Below are 18,484 nucleotides of genomic sequence, written 5' to 3'. Positions count from 1 at the left end.
CTCCGCCCCCGTTTATCCGGCAACCCGCTCTCCGGCTTTCAGTCTATTCCCCCAGCCCGGGGACGTTAATGGCTGGCGCCGGCGGTCCTGCGAAGCCCCGCCAGATGGGATTCGAGCACATCCCGGCACATTTCCCGGGTCAGCCACGCCGGTTGCAGGAGCGCGTGCATCGTCAGCCCGTCCAAAGTGGCAAGGAGGCGCTCGGCCTCGGTGACCAGCTGCACGCCGCCGCTGTCGCCCTCGGCCAGAAGGCGGGTGATCAACTGCCCGACGACGGCGGCCACGGCCCGGTGGCTCCGGTCGGCTTCGGCGGCAAGGAACGGCCGGATCCGTGCCGCATTCTTGAAGGCGAGCCACGCACAGGCATCCAAGGCACGTTCCTCATCCAGCGGGAGGAACTCGCTCAGCAGGGTTAAAACTGCCTCGTGCTGCGCATCGGCGCCGGATGCTCGGGATACCCCGGCAAGGGCAGCGTCAAGGCGGCCAAGGATGCGGTCCACCACGGCCGCGAAGGAGAGCGTCAGCAACTCCTCGCTCGTGGCGAAATAGTGCCGCACCGAGCCCACTGCCAGGCCTGCCTCGTCGGCAACCTCGCGCAGGGACGCACGTTCCAGTCCGTCGGTGGCGATGATCCGGCATACGGCGTCAACAATCTCCAGGCGCCGGGCGGCGGCATCCACTATTTTGGGCACCCTTGTTTTTAGCACGCTTGTGCCGTGACGCGGGGGAGGCCCGCCGAGGTTCCCGCCGCCGCCATGGCCGAAACAGTCGGTAACCGCCGGTGCGGTTGGGATAACGTTGGAGCATGAAAATTCTGGTCACCGGCGGCACCGGCTACATCGGTTCGCACACGGTATTGTCCCTGCAGCAAGCCGGCCACGATGTGGTTGTCATCGACAACCTGGTGAACTCGAGCGAAGAGTCCCTGCGTCGGGTCGCCGAACTCACGGGCAAGGAGGCCGTCTTCCACAACGTGGACCTGCTGGACGAGCCCGCCGTCGACGCCGTCTTCGACCGGCACGGCATCGATGCCGTCATCCATTTCGCCGGCCTCAAGGCCGTGGGCGAATCCGTGCGTGAGCCGCTGAAGTACTACCACAACAATCTGGTCGGCACGCTGAACCTCATCAGGGCCATGGACCGGCACGGCGTCCGCTCGATCGTCTTCAGCTCCTCTGCCACCGTCTACGGCGAGCACAATGCCGTCCCGTACGTGGAGAAGATGGAAATCGGCGCGAACAACCCGTACGGCCGCACCAAGGAACAGATCGAGGACATCCTGTCGGACCTCGGCGCCGCCGACGACCGCTGGCATATAGCACTGCTGCGCTACTTCAACCCGGTGGGCGCCCACCCCTCAGGCCGCATCGGTGAAGACCCGCAGGGCATCCCGAACAACCTCGTCCCGTTCATCGCCCAGGTGGCCGTCGGCCGGCGCGAGAAGCTCATGGTGTTCGGCGGCGACTACGACACCCCGGACGGCACCTGCCTGCGCGACTACATCCACGTGGTGGACCTCGCCGAGGGCCATGTCGCGGCCCTGGACCACATCACCGGACGCAGCGGCGTGTTCCGCTGGAACCTCGGTTCAGGCAGGGGTTCCTCCGTGCTGGAGGTCCTGCGGTCCTTCGAAAAAGCCGTGGGCCACGCGCTTCCGTACGAGGTCACGGGCCGCCGTGCCGGGGACCTGCCGGCTTTCTGGGCGGATGCGACCTCGGCCCTCGCCGATCTCTCCTGGTCCACCACCAAGACGGTCGACGAAATGTGCGAGGACCACTGGCGCTGGCAGAAAAACAACCCGCACGGCTACGTCGACGCTGGCTGAGCCCGGGCCCGCGCCCGCCGTGTTCCCTGACCGGGCTTGCGAGGTTAGGGGGCGGGGAGCGAAACCCTGCCAATAACAACGACGCCGGCCGCGCACCCTTTCGAGGGTGCGCGGCCGGCGTCGTTTTGGGCGGTCGCTGTTAGCGGGCCGGGTAGTGCCGCTCGGGCTCTCCCGTGTAGAGCTGCCGCGGGCGGCCGATCTTCGTGTTGGGGTCGCTGATCATTTCACGCCACTGCGCAATCCAGCCCGGCAGGCGGCCGATGGCGAACAGCACGGTGAACATCTTCTCCGGGAAGCCCATGGCCTTGTAGATGAGGCCGGTGTAGAAGTCCACGTTCGGGTAGAGCTTGCGCTGGATGAAGTAGTCGTCGCCCAGGGCCTTCTCTTCGAGGCGCATCGCGATGTCAAGGAGTTCGTCGTTGCCGCCGAGCTTGCTGAGGACCTCGTGCGCGGTCGCCTTGATGATTTTGGCGCGGGGATCGTAGTTCTTGTAGACGCGGTGCCCGAAGCCCATGAGGCGGACGCCGTCTTCCTTGTTCTTGACCTTCTCCATGTAGTCCTCAGGCTTGATGCCGTCGGCCTGGATCTGGCGCAGCATCTTGAGGACCGCCTCGTTGGCGCCGCCGTGGGCCGGGCCGAAGAGGGCGTTGATGCCGGCGGAGACGGAGGCGAAGAGGTTGGCGTTGGAGGAACCCACCAGCCGGACCGTGGAGGTGGAGCAGTTCTGCTCGTGGTCGGCGTGCAGGATGAGCAGCAGGTCCAGTGCCTTGGCGATCACCGGGTCCATCTCGTACTGCTCGGCCGGCAGGCCGAAGCTGAGGCGCAGGAAGTTCTCCACGAGGTTGTGGGAGTTGTCCGGGTAGAGCATCGGCTGACCGATGGACTTCTTGTGCGCGTAGGCGGCGATGACCGGCATCTTGGCCATCAGGCGGATGGTGGAGACCTCCACCTGCTCGGCATTGAAGGGGTCCAGCGAATCCTGGTAGAAGGTCGACAACGCGGAGACGGCCGACGACAGCACCGGCATCGGGTGGGCGTCACGGGGGAAGCCGCTGAAGAAGCCCTTGAGCTCCTCGTGCAGCAGGGTGTGGTGGCGGATCCGCTGGTCGAAGGCATCCAACTCGGTGGGCGTGGGCAGGTTGCCGTAGATGAGCAGGTAGGAAACTTCCAGGAAGCTGGAGTGCTGGGCCAACTGCTCGATCGGGTAGCCGCGATACCGCAGGATGCCTGCGTCGCCGTCGATGTAGGTGATCGCCGAGGTGGTGGCCGCGGTATTCATGAAGCCGGGGTCAAAGGCAACGGCGCCCGTCTGCTTCAGCAGTTTGGAAACGTCATAGCCTTCGTTTCCTTCTACAACCTTGATGCGCGGGAGTTCGAGTTCGCCGCCCGCATGGCGCAGGGTTGCGCTGGTGGTCTCAGTCATGGAGTCTCCTCATGAGGCGTCGGGGCCTCTCTGTAGAAAGCTTGATCCAACATCAGGTGAGCCGCGCGGGGATCCCGCACAGGCGGGATATCCAACGGCCGTGCTGCCTTCTTGTAGAAAGCCACCATTGATAGTCAGTTAAAAAGTACCGCCACTTGCAACGCACCACTAATCCGCGACCGCCAAATATCCCCCAAAACGGCCCACTTGTGGCGCGTGTCACACCATTGTTACGGGGTAACCGTTAGGGGGCACTGGCCAGCCGGGCCACCGCGGCGTCGATCCGCTCATCCGATCCGGTGAGCGCCACGCGGACGTAGCCGTTGCCGGCGTCGCCGTAGAACACTCCGGGCCCCACCACGATGCCCCGCTCCGCCAGGCGCGCCACAGTGTCCCAAGTTGCTTCGCCGGCGGTGCACCACAGGTACAGGCCAGCGGAGGACGCTTGGATCTCCAGGCCGAAACCTTCGAGCGCGGGCAGGATCCGTTCGCGGCGCCCGCGGTACAGGTCCTTCTGTGCCTGCACGTGCCCGTCGTCGCCCAGGGCCACCCGCATGGCTTCCTGGACCGGGTAGGGGACGATCATTCCGGCGTGCTTGCGGCTGTTGACGAGGTTGGCCATGATGGCTGAATCGCCCGCAACGAAGGCCGCCCGGTAGCCGGCCAGGTTGGACTGCTTGCTCAGCGAATAGACCGCCAGGAGGCCGTCGTGGGAGCCGCCAGCCACACGGGGATCAAGGATGCTCGGAACGGCTTCTCCCCCGCGCTGCAGGTCCCACTCCCCCCAGCCGAGTTCGGCATAGCACTCGTCGGAGGCCACGAGCGCGCCGATTTCGCGGGCCTGGTCCACGATCTTCCGCAGAGAGGCCGCATCGCGGACACTGCCGGTCGGGTTGCCCGGGGAGTTGACCCAGACAAGCCGGACCTTCGCACGGGTGGCGGCGTCCAGTTCATCGAGGTCGTCCGCGGCCACGGCGGTGGCTCCGGAAAAAGTCGCCCCGATGTCGTAGGTGGGGTAGGCAACGGTGGGGCGGACCACGACGTCGCCGGGCCTCAGGCCGAGCAGGAACGGCAGCCAGGCCACCAGCTCCTTGGAGCCGACCGTGGGCATGACATCCCGGGGATCCAGCCCCTGAACGCCGCGCCGGCGTGCAAACCATCCGGCGATCGCCTCCCGCAGCGCAGGAGTGCCGTGCACCGTGGGGTAGCCGGGGGCGTCCGCCGCGGCGCGGAGGGCGTCCTGGATGACCGCGGGCGTGGGATCCACGGGCGTTCCGATGGACAAGTTGACGGCCCCGCCCGGGTGCTGGGCCGCCCTGGCGAGGTACGGCGCCATCGCCTCCCACGGGTAATCGGGAAGGCTCAGGCCGAAACTACGCACAGCTGTCGTCACCTACGCGCCCGCCTCAGTGGTCCTGGTTCTGCGGCGGCAGTGCAGCGATCATCGGGTGGTCCGTGTGGGTGTTGCCCACTTTCGCGGCACCGCCCGGGGAACCGAGGTCGTCGAAGAACTCCACGTTGGCCTTGTAGTAGTCGGCCCACTCTTCGGGGGTGTCGTCCTCGTAGTAGATGGCCTCCACCGGGCAGACCGGTTCGCAGGCACCGCAGTCGACGCATTCATCGGGATGGATATAGAGGGAACGCTCGCCTTCGTAGATGCAATCGACGGGGCACTCCTCAATGCATGCCTTGTCCTTAACATCTACACACGGCTGCGCGATTACGTACGTCACGTCCCTTGCCTCTCCACGTTGGTTCCGGCGACTGGCCGGTTGTTGCTTCCGGCCTGCATGCCGGACTATCGACTTCCGAGCCTATTATCTCCCAGGCCCGCACCGCGAACGAAGCGGCGCGTCACACTCCGGGTCGCGTCATACGATTGAAGGCGTGAGTCTGCCTACGCCATCGCCCCGGGAATTCCTGGCCGCCGCCCCGCCGGGGACCCGCGTGGTGGTGCGTTACCGGATCGAGGGCGGATTCACGGACGCCCTCGGAGACCTACTGGAGTGCGGCGACGCCCAGTGCACCGTGCGGACCCGGAGGTCCGACGTCGCCATTGCCCTGGACCTGGTGGTCGCCGCCAAGCAGGTGCCGCCGGCGCCGTTGCGGCGAAGGCCGCGTACCGGGGCGTGACAGCCCTCAGTCCTCGAGCACCTGGTCCGGAAGCTTTCGCATCCTCCGCAGCGGCGACAACAGCACCGGGAGGGCCGCGAGGAAGCTGCAGGCCGCGCCGATGGAGATCGCCGGAACAAGCCCGATGTGCTCGCCGAGGAACCCGGAGGCGAGCGCGGCCAGCGGCATCACGCCCCAGACGGCGAACCGGATGGATGCGTTCATCCTGCCCAGCAATCGGGGCGGACACACCCGCTGGCGCATGGTCAGCTGCATGATGTTGTAGACGAGCACGTTAATGCCGAAACCGAACTCGGAAACGAGCAGGAGCACCAGCGAGACGGCAGGCTCGTGGACGACCGCGGCGACTGGGACCAGCACCAGAAAAACCGAACTAGCCAGGGCGCAGAGCGGTATCACCGTGCCTTCGCCGATCCGTGCTGCCAGCCGGGTCGCGGTGACGGCGCCCAGCAGGCCTCCGGCTGCGCCGGCAGTCATGATCAGCCCCACGCCCTGGGGCCCGAGTCCGAGGTCCCTCAGGACCAGCAAGGGCATGAGTGTGTAGATGAGCGTGCCGCAGAAATTCATGCCTGCGGTGCAGGCGGCGATGCGGCTGATCAGTGGGTGCCCCACCACGAACGCAAGGCCTTCCTTGATCTCGGTGCCGAGCGGGCGCCTGTCCGCCGGGGTGGCGCGCTCCTCGCTGTCGCGGGTCCGGGCGAGGAAGACCGCGGAGAGGAGATACCCGGCGGCCTCCCCCAGGAACAGCACCGGCGCCGACACAAAGGTCAGGAGCGCCCCGCCGGCCGCGGGTCCGCCAACCCTGGCTATCTGCGCGGTGGATTCGAGCTTGGAATTGGCTTCGGTGACATGCCGGGAGCCCACCAGGACAGGCACATAGCTTTGGTACGAGACGTCAAAGAACACTGTGGCCGTGCCCACCAGCGCTGAAATGACGTAGAGATGCCAGATTTCCAGGATGCCGCCCCACCACAGCACGGGCACGGCGGCCATGGCCGCCATCCGGGCGGCGTCGGCGATGATCATGGTTCGCCGCTTAAGCCACCGGTCCACCCAAGCGCCGGCCGGAAGTCCGATGATCAGGAAGGCCGCCAGGCCGGCGGCGTTCAGGACGCCCACCTCGAATTCGGAAGCCTGAAGCACCGAAACTGCCAGCACCGGAAAGGCCAGCTGCCCCAGCTGGGCGCCGAACTGGCTCATCGCCTGCCCGGTCCAGAATGTGGTGAAGTTGCGGTCCCGCCACAGCGACGTGGCGGCGGTATCTGCTGCGGTGGAGTCAGCTGTCACGGCAACAGTTTCCGGCAGCGATTGATGTATGTCAATCACTTATTGCTGGCTACACTTGCGTCTATGACAGCGCTGGAGAGCGACGACGCAGACCTGGTGGCTAAGGGCCGCGCGCTGAGTTCTCCGCTGCGGCTCAGGATTCTCCGGCTGTGCCTGCACCAGTCGCGGACCAATAAGGAAATCGCCGAACTCCTGGACCTCAATCCCGCCTCCAGCCTGCACCACGTCCGTACGCTGGTGCGGACCGGGTTCCTGCTCGCTGAGGAACGCCGGAAGGGCCGGCGCGGGGCCACCGAGGTGCCCTACATCGCCAGCCGCAAGTCCTGGAGCACTCCGGTGGACAACGTCTCGCCCATCCTCATCGAGACGTTCCTGCAGGAAATCCGGGATCTCCCCCCGGAGGACATCGAGGTCTGGCGGCTCGGCGTGAAGTTCAACGCCGCACGGCGCGAGGAAATGCTCGGCAAGCTCCGGGCGGTAGTGGACGAGTACGTGGCCCTCCCCGCAGACGACGACGGCGAGGCCACCTCACTCATGATTGCCCACCACCGGGACCCGACGGCGGACTAGGACGGCCGGTCGGCCGCGACCGGCACGGTGTCGGCAGTTGCCGCCTTGCCTGGGGCCCGGCGGCGGTACCGCCTGGCCCACACGAGCATGAGCACGGTGACGCCGACGATCCCGTAGACCCAGGCGTTGCCGGCGAGGTCGCCCGCGATCAGCCGCTTTCCTGGCTCCATCGCCGACCACCAGCCGACCAGGACGTAACAGAGGACGCCGCAGACCGCCGTCGGAATGGGTGAACGGAACGCGGCCGCCAGAAGCAGCTGAAGCGAGGCCAGCAGCATCAGTGCGGCGAACGCTCCCAGCGGGAGCTCGACGCCGGCCATCACCACCTGTTGGTGGTGCAGCGCCGTGCCGGCCAGTGCAGCAAAAAGAGCTGCCGGCACGGCGGCGGCTATGCCGCCTGCCATGCCGGCAGCTCTGTTGTTCACGAGGTTGATGACCGGAGGGTGCCGGATCAGACCTTGGCGCGGGCGCGGTTTGCCTTGGAGCGCTCGTTGGTGTCCAGGATGACCTTGCGGATACGGATGGACTCCGGGGTAACCTCAACGCACTCGTCCTCGCGGGCGAATTCGAGGGACTCTTCGAGGGTCAGGTCGCGCGGCGGCGTCAGGTTCTCGAAGGTGTCGGAGGAAGCGGCACGCATGTTGGTGAGCTTCTTTTCCTTGGTGATGTTCACGTCCATGTCGTCGGCGCGGGAGTTCTCGCCCACGATCATGCCCTCGTAGACCTCCGAGGTGGGCTTCACGAAGAAGGAGCCGCGTTCCTGCAGGTTGATCATGGCGAACGGCGTCACAACGCCGGCGCGGTCGGCGATCATCGAACCGTTGGTGCGGTACTCGATCGGGCCGGCCCAGGGCTCGTAGCCCTCGGAGATAGAGGACGCGATGCCGGCGCCGCGGGTGTCCGTGAGGAACTTGGTGCGGAAGCCGATGAGGCCACGGGCCGGGACGATGAACTCCATGCGGCACCAGCCGGTGCCGTGGTTCGCCATGTTGGTCATGCGGCCCTTGCGGGCGGCCATGAGCTGCGTGACGGCGCCGAGGTACTCCTCCGGCACGTCGATGGTCATGTGTTCCATCGGCTCGTGGATCTTGCCGTCAACGGTCCTGGTGACTACCTGCGGCTTGCCGACCGTCAGTTCGAAGCCTTCACGGCGCATCTGCTCGACCAGGATGGCCAGCGCGAGCTCGCCACGGCCCTGGACTTCCCAAGCGTCGGGACGCTCGGTCGGCAGAACCTTAATGGAGACGTTACCGATCAGTTCCTTGTCCAGGCGGTCCTTCACCTGGCGGGCGGTGACCTTGGCGCCCTTGACCTTGCCGGCCAGCGGGGACGTGTTGATACCGATGGTCATGGAGATCGCGGGATCGTCCACGGTGATCAGCGGCAGCGGCTGGGGGTTGTCGGCGTCGGTCAGGGTCTCACCGATGGTGATCTCCTCGATGCCGGCGACGGCGACGATCTCGCCCGGGCCGGCGGACTCGGCGGGAACGCGGTCCAGCGCCTTGGTTGCCAGCAGTTCGGTGATCTTGACGTTCTTCAGTTCGCCGTTGGCACGTGCCCATGCGACGGTCTGGCCCTTGCGCAGGGTGCCGTTGTAGATGCGGAGCAGAGCCAGGCGGCCCAGGAACGGCGAGGCGTCCAGGTTGGTAACGTGCGCCTGCAGGACGCCGTTCGGGTCGTACGTCGGTGCCGGGATGTGCTCGATGATCGTCTTGAACAGCGGCTCAAGGTCCTCGTTTTCTGGAGCGGAGCCGTCGGCCGGCTGCTCGAGGGATGCGCGGCCCACCTTGGCGGCTGCGTAGACGACGGGGACTTCGAGGATCTTGTCCAGGTCCAGGTCCGGAACTTCGTCCGCGAGGTCGGAGGCAAGGCCCAGGAGCAGGTCCATGGACTCGTGGACGACTTCCTCGATGCGGGCGTCGGGACGGTCCGTCTTGTTCACGAGCAGGATGACCGGCAGGTGCGCGGCCAGGGCCTTGCGCAGCACGAAGCGGGTCTGGGGCAACGGGCCCTCGGAAGCGTCGACCAGGAGCACCACGCCGTCAACCATGGACAGGCCGCGCTCAACCTCGCCGCCGAAGTCCGCGTGGCCGGGGGTGTCGATCACGTTGATGGTGATGGTCTCACCGTTGGAGGACGGTCCGTTGTAGGCCACGGTGGTGTTCTTGGCCAGGATGGTGATGCCCTTTTCGCGCTCAAGGTCACCGGAGTCCATGACGCGGTCTTCGAGGTGGTTGTGCTCGGCAAAGGAGTTGGTCTGCTTGAGCATGGCGTCGACCAGCGTGGTCTTGCCGTGGTCAACGTGGGCCACAATCGCGACGTTGCGCAGGTCACTGCGCGATGCAGTGGCTACCGCGGTGTTGGTGGTGGTTTCAGACATGCGTTATTGCTCGATTCAGTGGTGAAGTCAGCTGTTGTATCGCGACATTTCCAACCGGAACGCACGACGGATCAGACCCTTTAACACAGGGCACCTACTGCAAGTCTAGACGCTCTCCCATTTATTGGCCTAAAAACCTAATGCGGGCCATTCCCCGCCCCGTTACCAAATCGTGAATCCACAGGCACGTCATGTGAGCAAAATCACTGGCTTTTCCCGAAGTGATGCACCACTATTACTGGAACACTTTCGAACAGGCCAGGAGTTCCAGGATGCTACACGCCTCGAAGCGGGCCGTCCTGATTGGCCCCATGATTGCCGCCAGCGTTCTGCTCGCCGGCTGTGGAATGCCCGCCGAACCTGCGCCCGGCGCAACGGCGGGCGGCTCTTTACCCCGCGCTGCCGCCCCGGCGCCGGTGGCCGCTCCGGGCGAGGCGGTGGCTGCCGGCTCTGCAGATGTGTATAAGAGACAGGGGTGACCTCGCCGCCCCGGCCAATCCCGCTGCCCTTCCCGACGGCGCCCTGTACCGGAATCCTGCCAACGGGCGGGACGAGGTGATCGTGGACAACATCGCCCGCACAGCCCTGCTGATCGGCGATTCGCAGTCCGAACCGGCCCGCAGCTGGCCGCGCCGGGCCCTCGCCGGCATCGGCTACGACGTGTTCTTCTGCGGCAAGGGAGGCACCGGATATGTTGCCTCCAACGGCACGACGGGCAACTACATCGACGCCCTCCAGCGCGGTGACTGGCACCTGCCCTACGGTTTCCCCCCGCTGGTGGTCATCGAGGGCGGCGGAAATGACGCCAAGCAGGGCGCGAGTGACGACCAGATCGTTGCGAACGCCGAGCGCCTCATCAAAACCATCAAGCAGCGCTATCCGGGCGCAAAGCTCGCCATGGTGGGCACGCTGTCGAAGAGTGCCGAGCATGGCGGCGGCCGGCGCACCGAGGTGGATGCCCTGCTGGGGACGGTGGCCGCAGACCACGGCATTCCGTTTGTCGGCGTCGGCGGCTGGCTGACCCGGTACGGCCTCGAGGGCGAGCTCGCTGACAGGGTCCACATGAACGACGCCGGTCACCGCGCGCTCGGCGCGCTGCTGGGCAGCAGGCTCGCGGCGCTGGGCCTCGGGCTCGAATAGGACGGTTGCCGGACGCCCGCACAGAACAAGCCGCGGACGCTAAAGGAGCCGGTGGCCACCCATTGGGCGGTCACCGGCTCCTTTGCTGTTGCGGTCAGGGCAGGTCAGGCAACTTCCGGCGGAAGCATCAGCTGTGCACCGGGAATCGCATTGAGCAGGGCCCTGGTGTAGTCCTGCTGCGGCGAATCAAAGACGTCGTCCGTTGAGCCGGTTTCTACCAGTTTTCCCTTCTCCATGACGCACACGTGATCGGCGATCTGCCGGACCACCGCGAGGTCATGGGTGATGAACAGGTAGGTGAGCCCGAGGTTGGACTGCAGGTCCGCGAGCAGGTTCAGCACCTGCGCCTGGACCAGCACGTCCAGCGCCGACACTGCCTCGTCGCAGATGATCACTTCCGGATCCAGCGCAAGCGCGCGGGCAATCGCCACACGCTGGCGCTGGCCGCCGGAGAGCTCGTTGGGGTACCGCTGCATGGCGGACTGCGGCAGCGCCACCTGGTCCAGCAGTTCCCTGACCTTCTTTTCGCGGCTGGCCTTGTTGCCTACCTTGTGGGTCCGCAACGGCTCTTCGATGGTCCGGAAGATGTTGTACATCGGGTCCAGCGATCCGTACGGGTCCTGGAAGATCGGCTGCACCCGACGCCGGAAGCCAAACAGCTGCTTGCTGCCGAGCGTGGACGTGTCCACGCCGTCGAAGATGATGGTCCCGGACGTCGGGGTCAGCAGGTTCAGCACCATCTGGGCCACCGTCGACTTGCCGGAGCCCGACTCCCCCACGATCGCCGTCGTGGTTCCGCGCTTGACGCTGAAGGAGACGTTGTCCACCGCAGTGAAGTCGGTCGATTTTCCGAGTGCACCGCGGAGCTTGAAGACCTTCGTCAGGTCCTGGACCTTCAGGACATCCTCGGGCAACGATTCCTCGACGGCGACAGGTTCCGCGGGGGCAAGCAGATCCGAAGATTCCAGGCCCTGCTCCTTCGCCACCTGGATGCGGCGGGAGGCCAGCGACGGTGCCGATGCGACCAGCCGCTGCGTGTACGGATGCCGCGGGTTCCGGAGGAGTTCCAGGGACGGCCCGGCCTCGACCACCTGGCCGCGGTACATGACGACCACCTTGTCGGCCCGCTCGGCCGCGAGGCCCAGGTCGTGGGTGATCAGGAGCACTGCGGTGCCGAGTTCCGCGGTCATCGTTTCCAGGTGATCCAGGATCTGCCGCTGGACGGTGACGTCCAGGGCCGACGTCGGCTCGTCCGCAATCAGCAGGCGCGGCTGGCACGACAGGCCGATGGCGATCAGCGCACGCTGGCGCATGCCGCCGGAGAATTCATGCGGATACTGCTTGGCGCGGCGTTCCGCGTCCGGCAGCCCCGCCTGGGACAGCACCTTGGCGACGTCGGCGGGGCCGCTGGGCAGCCCGTTTGCCTTCAGCGTCTCCCGCACCTGGAAGCCGATCTTCCACACCGGGTTCAGGTTGGACATCGGGTCCTGCGGGACCATGCCGATGTGGCTGCCGCGCAGTTCGATCATCCGCTTTTCGCTGGCGTTGGAGATGTCCTCGCCGTCGAACAGGATCTGGCCGCCGGCCACCCGGCCGTTGGTGGGCAGGAGGCCGATGGCGGCCAGCGCCGTCGTCGACTTTCCGGAGCCTGATTCGCCCACAATGGCGACTGTTTCGCCGGGCATGATGGTCAGGTGTGCGTTGCGGACGGCATTGACATCGCCGTTGCTCGTGCGGAAGTTGATCGCGAGATCTTTGATCTCGAGAAGCGGACGCTCGACGTCGGCCCCTTGTTCCCGGACCTGGACAGCGGAGCTCATAGCGTCTCCTTTCATCGCTTGCGCGCTTTGGGATCGAGGGCGTCACGCAGGGCGTCGCCCAGCATGATGAAGCTCAGGACGGTGATGGACAGCGCGATGGCCGGGTAGATCAACGGCATGGGATTGGACCTCAGGGAGGCCTGTGCCGACTGGATATCGTTACCCCACGACATCACACTGGGCGGCAACCCAATGCCCAGGAACGACAACGTCGATTCAGCGACGATGAACGTGCCCAGTGAAATTGTCGCCACGACGATGATCGGCGCCAGCGAGTTGGGCAGCACATGGCGCATCAGCGAACGGAACCTGGACACGCCAAGGGAGCGCGCAGCCGTCACGAAATCCGCGTTGCGGACCTCGATCACGGCGCCTCGGGTGATGCGCGCGATCTGGGGCCAGCCGAAAATAATCAGGATCAGCACCAGCGACCACACGTTGCGGTTGGCGCGGAACACGGGAAGCTGCATCATGACGATGGCTCCGAGGATCAGCGGCAGGGCGAAGAAAATATCGTTGATGCGGGCCAGCACGGCGTCGACCCAGCCGCCGTAGTATCCGGCCAGGGCGCCCATGATGCCGCCGAAAATCACCACACCGATAGTGGTGAACAGGCCGACCGTCACGGACGAGCGTGTGCCGTAAATGACGCGCGCGAAGACATCGCAGCCCTGTTGGGTGTAGCCGAGCGGGTGTCCGCCCGCCGGGCCGCCGTCGGAGTTCGCCAGCTGGCAGGCCTCCGACGCCGGATCAATCTGGGCAAAGAGGCCCGGAAACAGGCACACGACAATGACCGCGAAGATCAGGAAAGCCGAGAGTAGGAAGAGCGGCTGCTTGCGCAGGTTCTTCCAGGCCTCACCCCAGAGGCTTAGCGGAACCTGGTCTTCCTTGACCTTGTCCGTTGCCTGCAGGGGCGTCTCATCAATGTCGGCCACGAAGTGCTCGATCGGGCGACGGACGGCGGTGCCGCGAACAGTTGCATTGTTCTCAGGAGTCATAACGGATCCTCGGGTCAAGCCAGGCGTACAGAAGGTCAACGAGCAGGTTGGACACGCAGTAGATCAGCACGAGGACTGTGACGATCGAGACGACCGTGGGGCCCTCACCCTGCGTGACGGCCCGGTAGAGCCGGTTGCCGACGCCCGGCACGTTGAAGATGCCCTCGGTGACGATGGCTCCGCCCATCAGGGCGCCCAGGTCGGCGCCGAGGAAGGTGATAACCGGGATCAGCGAGTTGCGCAGGATGTGCACGCGGACCACGCGGGCCCGGGACAGGCCCTTGGCCGTGGCGGTGCGCACATAGTCGGCATTCATGTTTTCGATAACGCTGGTCCGCGTCAGGCGCAGGACGTAAGCGAACGAGCCCAGGCCGAGGACGATCGCCGGCAGGATGAGGTCCTGCACGGTGGCGGCCGAGCTCACGGTGGGCTTCGCCCAGCCAAGCTGGACTCCGACGAAGAACTGCATCAGGAAGCCGAGGACAAAGATCGGGATGCCGATGACGATCAGCGAGGCAACCAGGACCGTGGCATCAAAGAGCTTGCCCTTGCGGAGTCCGGCAATCAGGCCGAAGAGGATCCCGAAGACGGCTTCGAAGATCAGGGCCATGACGGCGAGGCGTGCGGTGACCGGGAATACCTCGCCCAGAACCGTGGCGATCTGGCGGCCCGTGAAGTCCAGTCCGAGGTCGAAGGTAAAGATGCTCTTCAGGTAGAGCAGGTACTGGATCCAGAACGGCTGGTCCAGGTTGTACTGGGCGCGCAGCTGGGCGGCCACAGCTTCATTGACGGGCTTGTCACCGAAGAGGGCCACGATGGGGTCACCCGGCAGGCTGAAGACCAGGAAGTAGACCAGGAGCGTGGCGCCGAGGAATACGGGGACAAGTTGAAGGAATCGCCGAAGGATGTACCACGCCATCAGCGCATCACACCCTGGGCAGCGGGCACCCGGAAGCGGGGTGCTTGGGGGTTGTTCATGTGGGAATCTTTTCACTCGGAGTGCAAGCCGGCGCCGGCGCGTTCACGGCGGACGGTCTGCACACGACGATCCGGCAATGCCGGGCGTCTGAAATTGTGCAGCAACAGAGCGACGGCGGGAGTGCTCTTCCGAGCAGCCCCCGCCGTCGTTCAGTACTTACTTGCCAGTGATGTTGTAGTAGAGCGGAACACCGTTCCACGCGTAGTCAACATTGGTGACCTGGTCGCTCCAGCCACCCTGGGAGACCTGGTACCACAGCGGGATGGCCGGAAGGTCCTGCAGCAGGATCTCCTGGGCTTTGTTCATCGCGGCGTTACCTTCGCTCACCGAGGAGGCCTTCAGGCCGTCGGAGATGGCCTTGTCGAACTCAGGGTTCGCGTACTGTGCGTCGTTCGAGCCTGCGCCGGTCTTGTAGATCGGGCCCAGGAAGTTGTACAGCGACGGGTAGTCTGCCTGCCACCCGGCGCGGATGGCACCGGTCAGCGTCTTGGCGGTTGCGTCGTTGCGGGCTTCCTTGAAGGTTGCGTACGGCTTGCCCTCAACCTTGATGCCGAGGTTGTTCTTCAGCTGGTTGACCACGGCTTCAACCCAGGCCTTATGGCCGCCCTTGTCGGCGTTGTAGGCGATGGTGAACGTCTTGTTGGCGTCCCACTTCTGGATTGCGTCAGCCTTGGCCCAGAGGTCCTTGGCCTTGGCTGCATCGAACTTCAGGTTTTCCGAGCCCTTGATGCTGTCGCTGTAGCCGTCCAGAACAGGAGCAGTGAACTCCTTGGCGGGCTGGCGGGCGCCGTTGAAGATCACCTTGGTGATCTCTTCGCGGTTCATGGCCATGGAGATGGCCTGGCGGCGCAGCTTGCCGGCTTCACCGCTCCACTCCGGCAGGTATTCCGGGATGGCGATGGTCTGGTTGCCCGCGTACGGCTTGTCAATCGTGCGGTCGCCCAGGTCCGACTTGAAGTTCTTCAGGGCGCTGGTGGGGATGGTCTGCAGCACGTCCAGGTTGTTGGACAGCAGGTCCTGGTAAGCGGCGTCGTCGTTCTGGAAGATCTTGAACGTCACACCGGCGTTCTTGGCCTTGCGGGGGCCGTTGTACTCCGGGTTCGGCACGAGTTGGATCTGCACGTTGTGCTGCCAGCCGCCGTCGGCCATCTTGTAAGGGCCGTTGCCGACCGGCTTCTCGCCGAAGCCCTTCGGGTCCTTGATTGCGCCGGACGGGACCGGGACAAACGCAGAGTAGCCCAGGCGAAGCGGCCAGTCGGATTCCGGCTGCTTGAGCTCAACGGTGAACGTCTGGTCGTCAACGACTTTCAGCCCGGACATGGTCTCGACCTTGGAGCCCTCTGCGCTGGCTTCGTCGTAACCCTTGATGCTTTCAAAGAAAGCACCGCTGAGCTGCGCGTTCTTCGCTGCTGCTCCAAAGTTCCAGGAATCCACAAACGTCTTGGCCGTGATGGCCTCTCCGTTGGTGAACTTCTGGTCCTTCTTGATTTTGATGGTGTAGTGCTGGGCGTCTTTGCCCTCAATCGATTCGGCGAGCTCGTTGACCGCCTTGCCGCTGGCGTCGTAGCTGACCAGTCCCGCGAACATCAGCTCGATGACTTTGCCGCCGCCAACTTCATTGGTGTCGGCCGGCATCAGCGGGCGCTGGGGTTCGGAACCGTCGGCAAGGATGACTTTGCTTGAGTTTCCGGCCGCGTTCGTGCTGCCGGAGTTTGCTCCGCCGCCGCCGCAACCGGTAAGGGCAAGAGCGGCGATTGCCATCATGCCCAATGCTTTGGAAGTGCGCGAAAAACGCATTCCGCCTCCTATGAGTTGTGGGAGAGATTCAGGGGATATCTTTTGCATCCCCGCAGTCCAGGCACAGACGTATCCTGTGACGTGGGCTACATATGCATGTAGCCTAACCGCAAAGTGTCCAAATAGTGGTACGCCGTTGCCAAACCGTGACCGGGCTCTATCGTCTGCCGGGGCAGATTTCAAGTCACAAGTTACCGACTGGTACTATACGCCAAAAATGTGGCGCAGGTTACTCCGAGCCGGCCGTGAGCAGCTGCGCGCGGAGTTCGCGGCGTTCCCGCTGCTTCTCCGGATCCGGCAACGGCACCGCGGCCAGGAGTCGCTGCGTGTAGGGCTCCTGCGGGTTCCGGAGGATCTGGTCCCGCGTTCCCTGCTCGACGATGCGGCCGCGCTGCATGACGCAGATGCGGTCCGCCAGGACGTCGACCACCGCAAGGTCGTGGGTCACGAACAGGCATGCGAAGCCGAGCTCCTGCTGGAGGTTCTGGAACAGCTCAAGGACCTTGGCCTGAACGGATACGTCAAGAGCAGACGTGGGCTCATCGGCCACCATCAGCTTGGGCTTGAGTGAGAGGGCCCGGGCAATGCCCACGCGCTGCTTCTGCCCGCCGGACAACTCATGCGGGTACCTGTTCCGGTAATCACGCGGCAGCTCGACCTGGTCCAGCAGGGCTTCAATGCGTTTCTGCAGGTCAGCGCCCTTCGCTGCGCCGGCAAGGTACATGGGCTCGCCGATGCTCTCACCGATGGGAAGGCGCGGATTCAGAGACGAGGACGGGTCCTGGAAGACCATGCCGATGTGCCGACGGACCTGGTGAAGCTGCTTTCCGTTTTTCTTGGCCGCGGAAATGTCCTGCCCCACGACGCGCATCGACCCGGCCGCGACCGGCAACAGTCCCACGGCGGCACGGCCGATGGTGGTTTTGCCGGAACCGGACTCCCCCACCAGCCCCACCACCTGACCGGGGTAGATCGTCAGGTTCGCGCCTTCAACGGCCCTGAATGCCGGCACGCGGCCCTGTTTCGGGTACTCGATGGCAACGTCCCTCAGCTCGAGGACCGGCTCGCCTACGGGCCGTGCAGCCTCGGCTGCGGCCAGCGCTGCCGCGTTCTCGCGCTCACGGCGGATCAACTCGGCGTGGTCCACGGACTGGAGTTCCGCGTGGGTGGCGGCGGCAAGGGCGGCCGTCACGTCCACCTCCGCCTCTGAGTCCGTCCCGCCCTGGCCAAGGTGCGGCACGGCGGCAAGGAGCGCCTGCGTGTAGGGGTGCTGGGGACTGTGGAAGATCTGGTCTGCCGTGCCGGTTTCCACGATCAGGCCCCTGCGCATGACGGCGATCCGGTCGGCGAGGTCGGCCACGACGCCCATGTCATGGGTAATCAGGACGATGGCGCTGTCCAGTTTGTTGCGCAGGTTCCTCATGAGGTCAAGGATTTCCGCCTGCACGGTGACGTCCAGGGCGGTGGTGGGCTCGTCGGCGATCAGCAGTTTGGGGTCGCAGGACAGCGACTGGGCAATCATCGCGCGTTGGCGCTGACCGCCGGACAGCTGATGCGGGTAGGACCTGAACGCCTTCTCCGGATCGGGCAATTCGACAAGATCCAGCATGCGCAGGGCGCGTTCGCGCGCTTCATCGGGCGATACTTCGTTGTGCAGGCGCACGGTCTCGACGATCTGCGCGCCCACCGTGTAGACGGGGTTCAGGGCCGTCATGGGCTCCTGGAAGATGACCGCCACGTCCTTGCCGCGGACGCTGCGGATGTTGGCGGCGTCCGCTCCAAGCAGTTCCTTGCCGGAGAGCTTCACACTGCCGGAGACCCGGCTGTTGCTGGGCAGCAGGCCCAGCAGGGCCATGGAACTGGCGCTCTTGCCCGACCCGGACTCGCCCACGATGGCCAGCACCTCGCCCGCGCGGACCTCATAGTTAAGTCCGACGGCGGCCGGAACCCACTTCTTGTCCACGCCGAAGTCGACGCTCAGGTCGCGCACTTCAAGCACCACGGCACCCTTTGCACCAGGCCCGGAGTCGGCACCGGCGGGGTCAGGGCTGATGTAGTCAGACATGTTGGGGTTTTCCTTCCACCCGTACCGGCGGGACAGCGGAGATTAGTGCTGTGGCCGGGAATCCTGA

General features: G+C 65.2%; 17 protein-coding genes. 5 read left to right on the top strand and 12 right to left on the bottom strand.

All coding sequences use genetic code 11. The annotated features are described in order from the left end of the window. Nucleotides 1–65: 65 nt before the first annotated feature. On the bottom strand, nucleotides 66–692 hold the full coding sequence (locus tag B1A87_RS03430) for a TetR/AcrR family transcriptional regulator (RefSeq protein ID WP_078028108.1): 627 nt from the start codon (nucleotides 690–692) through the stop codon (nucleotides 66–68). Between the two features lie 113 nt (nucleotides 693–805). On the opposite strand from B1A87_RS03430, the gene galE reads away from it, so the two are divergent. Continuing rightward, nucleotides 806–1,825 carry a UDP-glucose 4-epimerase GalE gene (galE, locus tag B1A87_RS03425; protein ID WP_078028109.1) on the top strand — a complete coding sequence of 340 codons (1,020 nt, stop codon included), beginning with the start codon at nucleotides 806–808 and terminating at the stop codon, nucleotides 1,823–1,825. A 139-nt stretch (nucleotides 1,826–1,964) separates the two neighbouring features. Here the strand turns inward: galE and B1A87_RS03420 are convergent, their stop codons facing one another. The 3 genes from B1A87_RS03420 to fdxA all read right to left on the bottom strand — a co-directional run bounded on the left by B1A87_RS03420 (nucleotide 1,965) and on the right by fdxA (nucleotide 4,981). Further along, complete coding sequence (locus B1A87_RS03420) at nucleotides 1,965–3,248, bottom strand: citrate synthase (RefSeq protein WP_078028110.1); 1,284 nt, start codon at nucleotides 3,246–3,248, stop codon at nucleotides 1,965–1,967. Nucleotides 3,249–3,492: 244 nt separating this feature from the next. After that, nucleotides 3,493–4,641, bottom strand: a complete 1,149-nt coding sequence (gene dapC, locus B1A87_RS03415; RefSeq protein ID WP_078028111.1) for a succinyldiaminopimelate transaminase — start codon at nucleotides 4,639–4,641, stop codon at nucleotides 3,493–3,495. Between the two features lie 13 nt (nucleotides 4,642–4,654). Next, entirely contained in the window at nucleotides 4,655–4,981 is a 327-nt protein-coding gene (gene fdxA, locus B1A87_RS03410) for a ferredoxin (protein WP_028269445.1), read from the bottom strand. 154 nt (nucleotides 4,982–5,135) lie between these two features. Here fdxA and B1A87_RS03405 point away from each other — a divergent pair, with 154 nt between their 5' ends. Continuing rightward, a complete protein-coding gene (locus tag B1A87_RS03405; protein WP_078028112.1) occupies nucleotides 5,136–5,381 on the top strand; it encodes a hypothetical protein in 246 nt (81 codons plus the stop codon). A gap of 6 nt (nucleotides 5,382–5,387) precedes the next feature. On the opposite strand, the gene B1A87_RS03400 is transcribed toward B1A87_RS03405, so the two are convergent. Further along, a complete protein-coding gene (locus B1A87_RS03400; RefSeq protein WP_078028113.1) occupies nucleotides 5,388–6,668 on the bottom strand; it encodes an MFS transporter in 1,281 nt (426 codons plus the stop codon). A 63-nt stretch (nucleotides 6,669–6,731) separates the two neighbouring features. Between B1A87_RS03400 and B1A87_RS03395 the strand changes: the two genes are divergently transcribed. Next, on the top strand, nucleotides 6,732–7,238 hold the full coding sequence (locus B1A87_RS03395; protein WP_078028114.1) for a helix-turn-helix domain-containing protein: 507 nt from the start codon (nucleotides 6,732–6,734) through the stop codon (nucleotides 7,236–7,238). On the opposite strand, the gene B1A87_RS03390 is transcribed toward B1A87_RS03395, so the two are convergent. Both B1A87_RS03390 and typA read right to left on the bottom strand, forming a co-directional pair. Next, nucleotides 7,235–7,663 carry a hypothetical protein gene (locus B1A87_RS03390; protein WP_260680624.1) on the bottom strand — a complete coding sequence of 143 codons (429 nt, stop codon included), beginning with the start codon at nucleotides 7,661–7,663 and terminating at the stop codon, nucleotides 7,235–7,237. The two genes, B1A87_RS03395 and B1A87_RS03390, sit on opposite strands and share 4 nt — an antisense overlap. 26 nt (nucleotides 7,664–7,689) lie before the next feature. After that, entirely contained in the window at nucleotides 7,690–9,618 is a 1,929-nt protein-coding gene (gene typA / locus B1A87_RS03385) for a translational GTPase TypA (RefSeq protein ID WP_078028115.1), read from the bottom strand. A 272-nt stretch (nucleotides 9,619–9,890) separates the two neighbouring features. Here typA and B1A87_RS03380 point away from each other — a divergent pair, with 272 nt between their 5' ends. Both B1A87_RS03380 and B1A87_RS03375 read left to right on the top strand, forming a co-directional pair. Continuing rightward, nucleotides 9,891–10,097, top strand: coding sequence for a hypothetical protein (locus tag B1A87_RS03380; protein ID WP_144275709.1), 207 nt, complete (start codon nucleotides 9,891–9,893; stop codon nucleotides 10,095–10,097). Then, entirely contained in the window at nucleotides 10,075–10,758 is a 684-nt protein-coding gene (locus B1A87_RS03375) for an SGNH/GDSL hydrolase family protein (RefSeq protein WP_144275708.1), read from the top strand. The genes B1A87_RS03380 and B1A87_RS03375 overlap by 23 nt, the downstream gene beginning before the upstream one ends. Before the next feature lie 104 nt (nucleotides 10,759–10,862). Here the strand turns inward: B1A87_RS03375 and B1A87_RS03370 are convergent, their stop codons facing one another. The 5 genes from B1A87_RS03370 to B1A87_RS03350 form a co-directional block, all read right to left on the bottom strand. Next, complete coding sequence (locus B1A87_RS03370) at nucleotides 10,863–12,578, bottom strand: ABC transporter ATP-binding protein (protein ID WP_185982225.1); 1,716 nt, start codon at nucleotides 12,576–12,578, stop codon at nucleotides 10,863–10,865. 11 nt (nucleotides 12,579–12,589) lie between these two features. Then, the gene (locus B1A87_RS03365) at nucleotides 12,590–13,576 is read right to left on the bottom strand and encodes an ABC transporter permease (RefSeq protein WP_078028117.1); all 987 of its coding nucleotides are present in this window, start codon (nucleotides 13,574–13,576) and stop codon (nucleotides 12,590–12,592) included. After that, nucleotides 13,566–14,495 carry an ABC transporter permease gene (locus B1A87_RS03360; RefSeq protein WP_078028118.1) on the bottom strand — a complete coding sequence of 310 codons (930 nt, stop codon included), beginning with the start codon at nucleotides 14,493–14,495 and terminating at the stop codon, nucleotides 13,566–13,568. The genes B1A87_RS03365 and B1A87_RS03360 overlap by 11 nt, the downstream gene beginning before the upstream one ends. A gap of 216 nt (nucleotides 14,496–14,711) precedes the next feature. Continuing rightward, nucleotides 14,712–16,352: an ABC transporter substrate-binding protein gene (locus B1A87_RS03355; protein WP_078028119.1), complete on the bottom strand. Its 1,641-nt coding sequence runs from the start codon at nucleotides 16,350–16,352 to the stop codon at nucleotides 14,712–14,714. 229 nt (nucleotides 16,353–16,581) lie between these two features. After that, nucleotides 16,582–18,417, bottom strand: a complete 1,836-nt coding sequence (locus B1A87_RS03350) for an ABC transporter ATP-binding protein (RefSeq protein WP_078028120.1) — start codon at nucleotides 18,415–18,417, stop codon at nucleotides 16,582–16,584. Nucleotides 18,418–18,484 lie beyond the last annotated feature (67 nt).

It is taken from the genome of Arthrobacter sp. KBS0703 (assembly GCF_002008315.2).
In the GTDB taxonomy this organism is placed as follows: domain Bacteria; phylum Actinomycetota; class Actinomycetes; order Actinomycetales; family Micrococcaceae; genus Arthrobacter.
Note: the sequence above shows the minus strand (reverse complement) of the source record. Positions and strands in the feature narration are given on the sequence as shown.

Bases quoted from the DNA above. Each gene is read 5' to 3' on its own strand.
- galE (WP_078028109.1), top strand. From the start codon at position 806: ATGAAAATTCTGGTCACCGGCGGCACCGGCTACATCGGTTCGCACACG.
- B1A87_RS03420 (WP_078028110.1), bottom strand. From the start codon at position 3,248: ATGACTGAGACCACCAGCGCAACCCTGCGCCATGCGGGCGGCGAACTC.
- B1A87_RS03395 (WP_078028114.1), top strand. From the start codon at position 6,732: ATGACAGCGCTGGAGAGCGACGACGCAGACCTGGTGGCTAAGGGCCGC.
- typA (WP_078028115.1), bottom strand. From the start codon at position 9,618: ATGTCTGAAACCACCACCAACACCGCGGTAGCCACTGCATCGCGCAGT.
- B1A87_RS03380 (WP_144275709.1), top strand. From the start codon at position 9,891: ATGCTACACGCCTCGAAGCGGGCCGTCCTGATTGGCCCCATGATTGCC.
- B1A87_RS03375 (WP_144275708.1), top strand. From the start codon at position 10,075: ATGTGTATAAGAGACAGGGGTGACCTCGCCGCCCCGGCCAATCCCGCT.
- B1A87_RS03370 (WP_185982225.1), bottom strand. From the start codon at position 12,578: ATGAGCTCCGCTGTCCAGGTCCGGGAACAAGGGGCCGACGTCGAGCGT.
- B1A87_RS03365 (WP_078028117.1), bottom strand. From the start codon at position 13,576: ATGACTCCTGAGAACAATGCAACTGTTCGCGGCACCGCCGTCCGTCGC.
- B1A87_RS03360 (WP_078028118.1), bottom strand. From the start codon at position 14,495: ATGGCGTGGTACATCCTTCGGCGATTCCTTCAACTTGTCCCCGTATTC.
- B1A87_RS03355 (WP_078028119.1), bottom strand. From the start codon at position 16,352: ATGCGTTTTTCGCGCACTTCCAAAGCATTGGGCATGATGGCAATCGCC.
- B1A87_RS03350 (WP_078028120.1), bottom strand. From the start codon at position 18,417: ATGTCTGACTACATCAGCCCTGACCCCGCCGGTGCCGACTCCGGGCCT.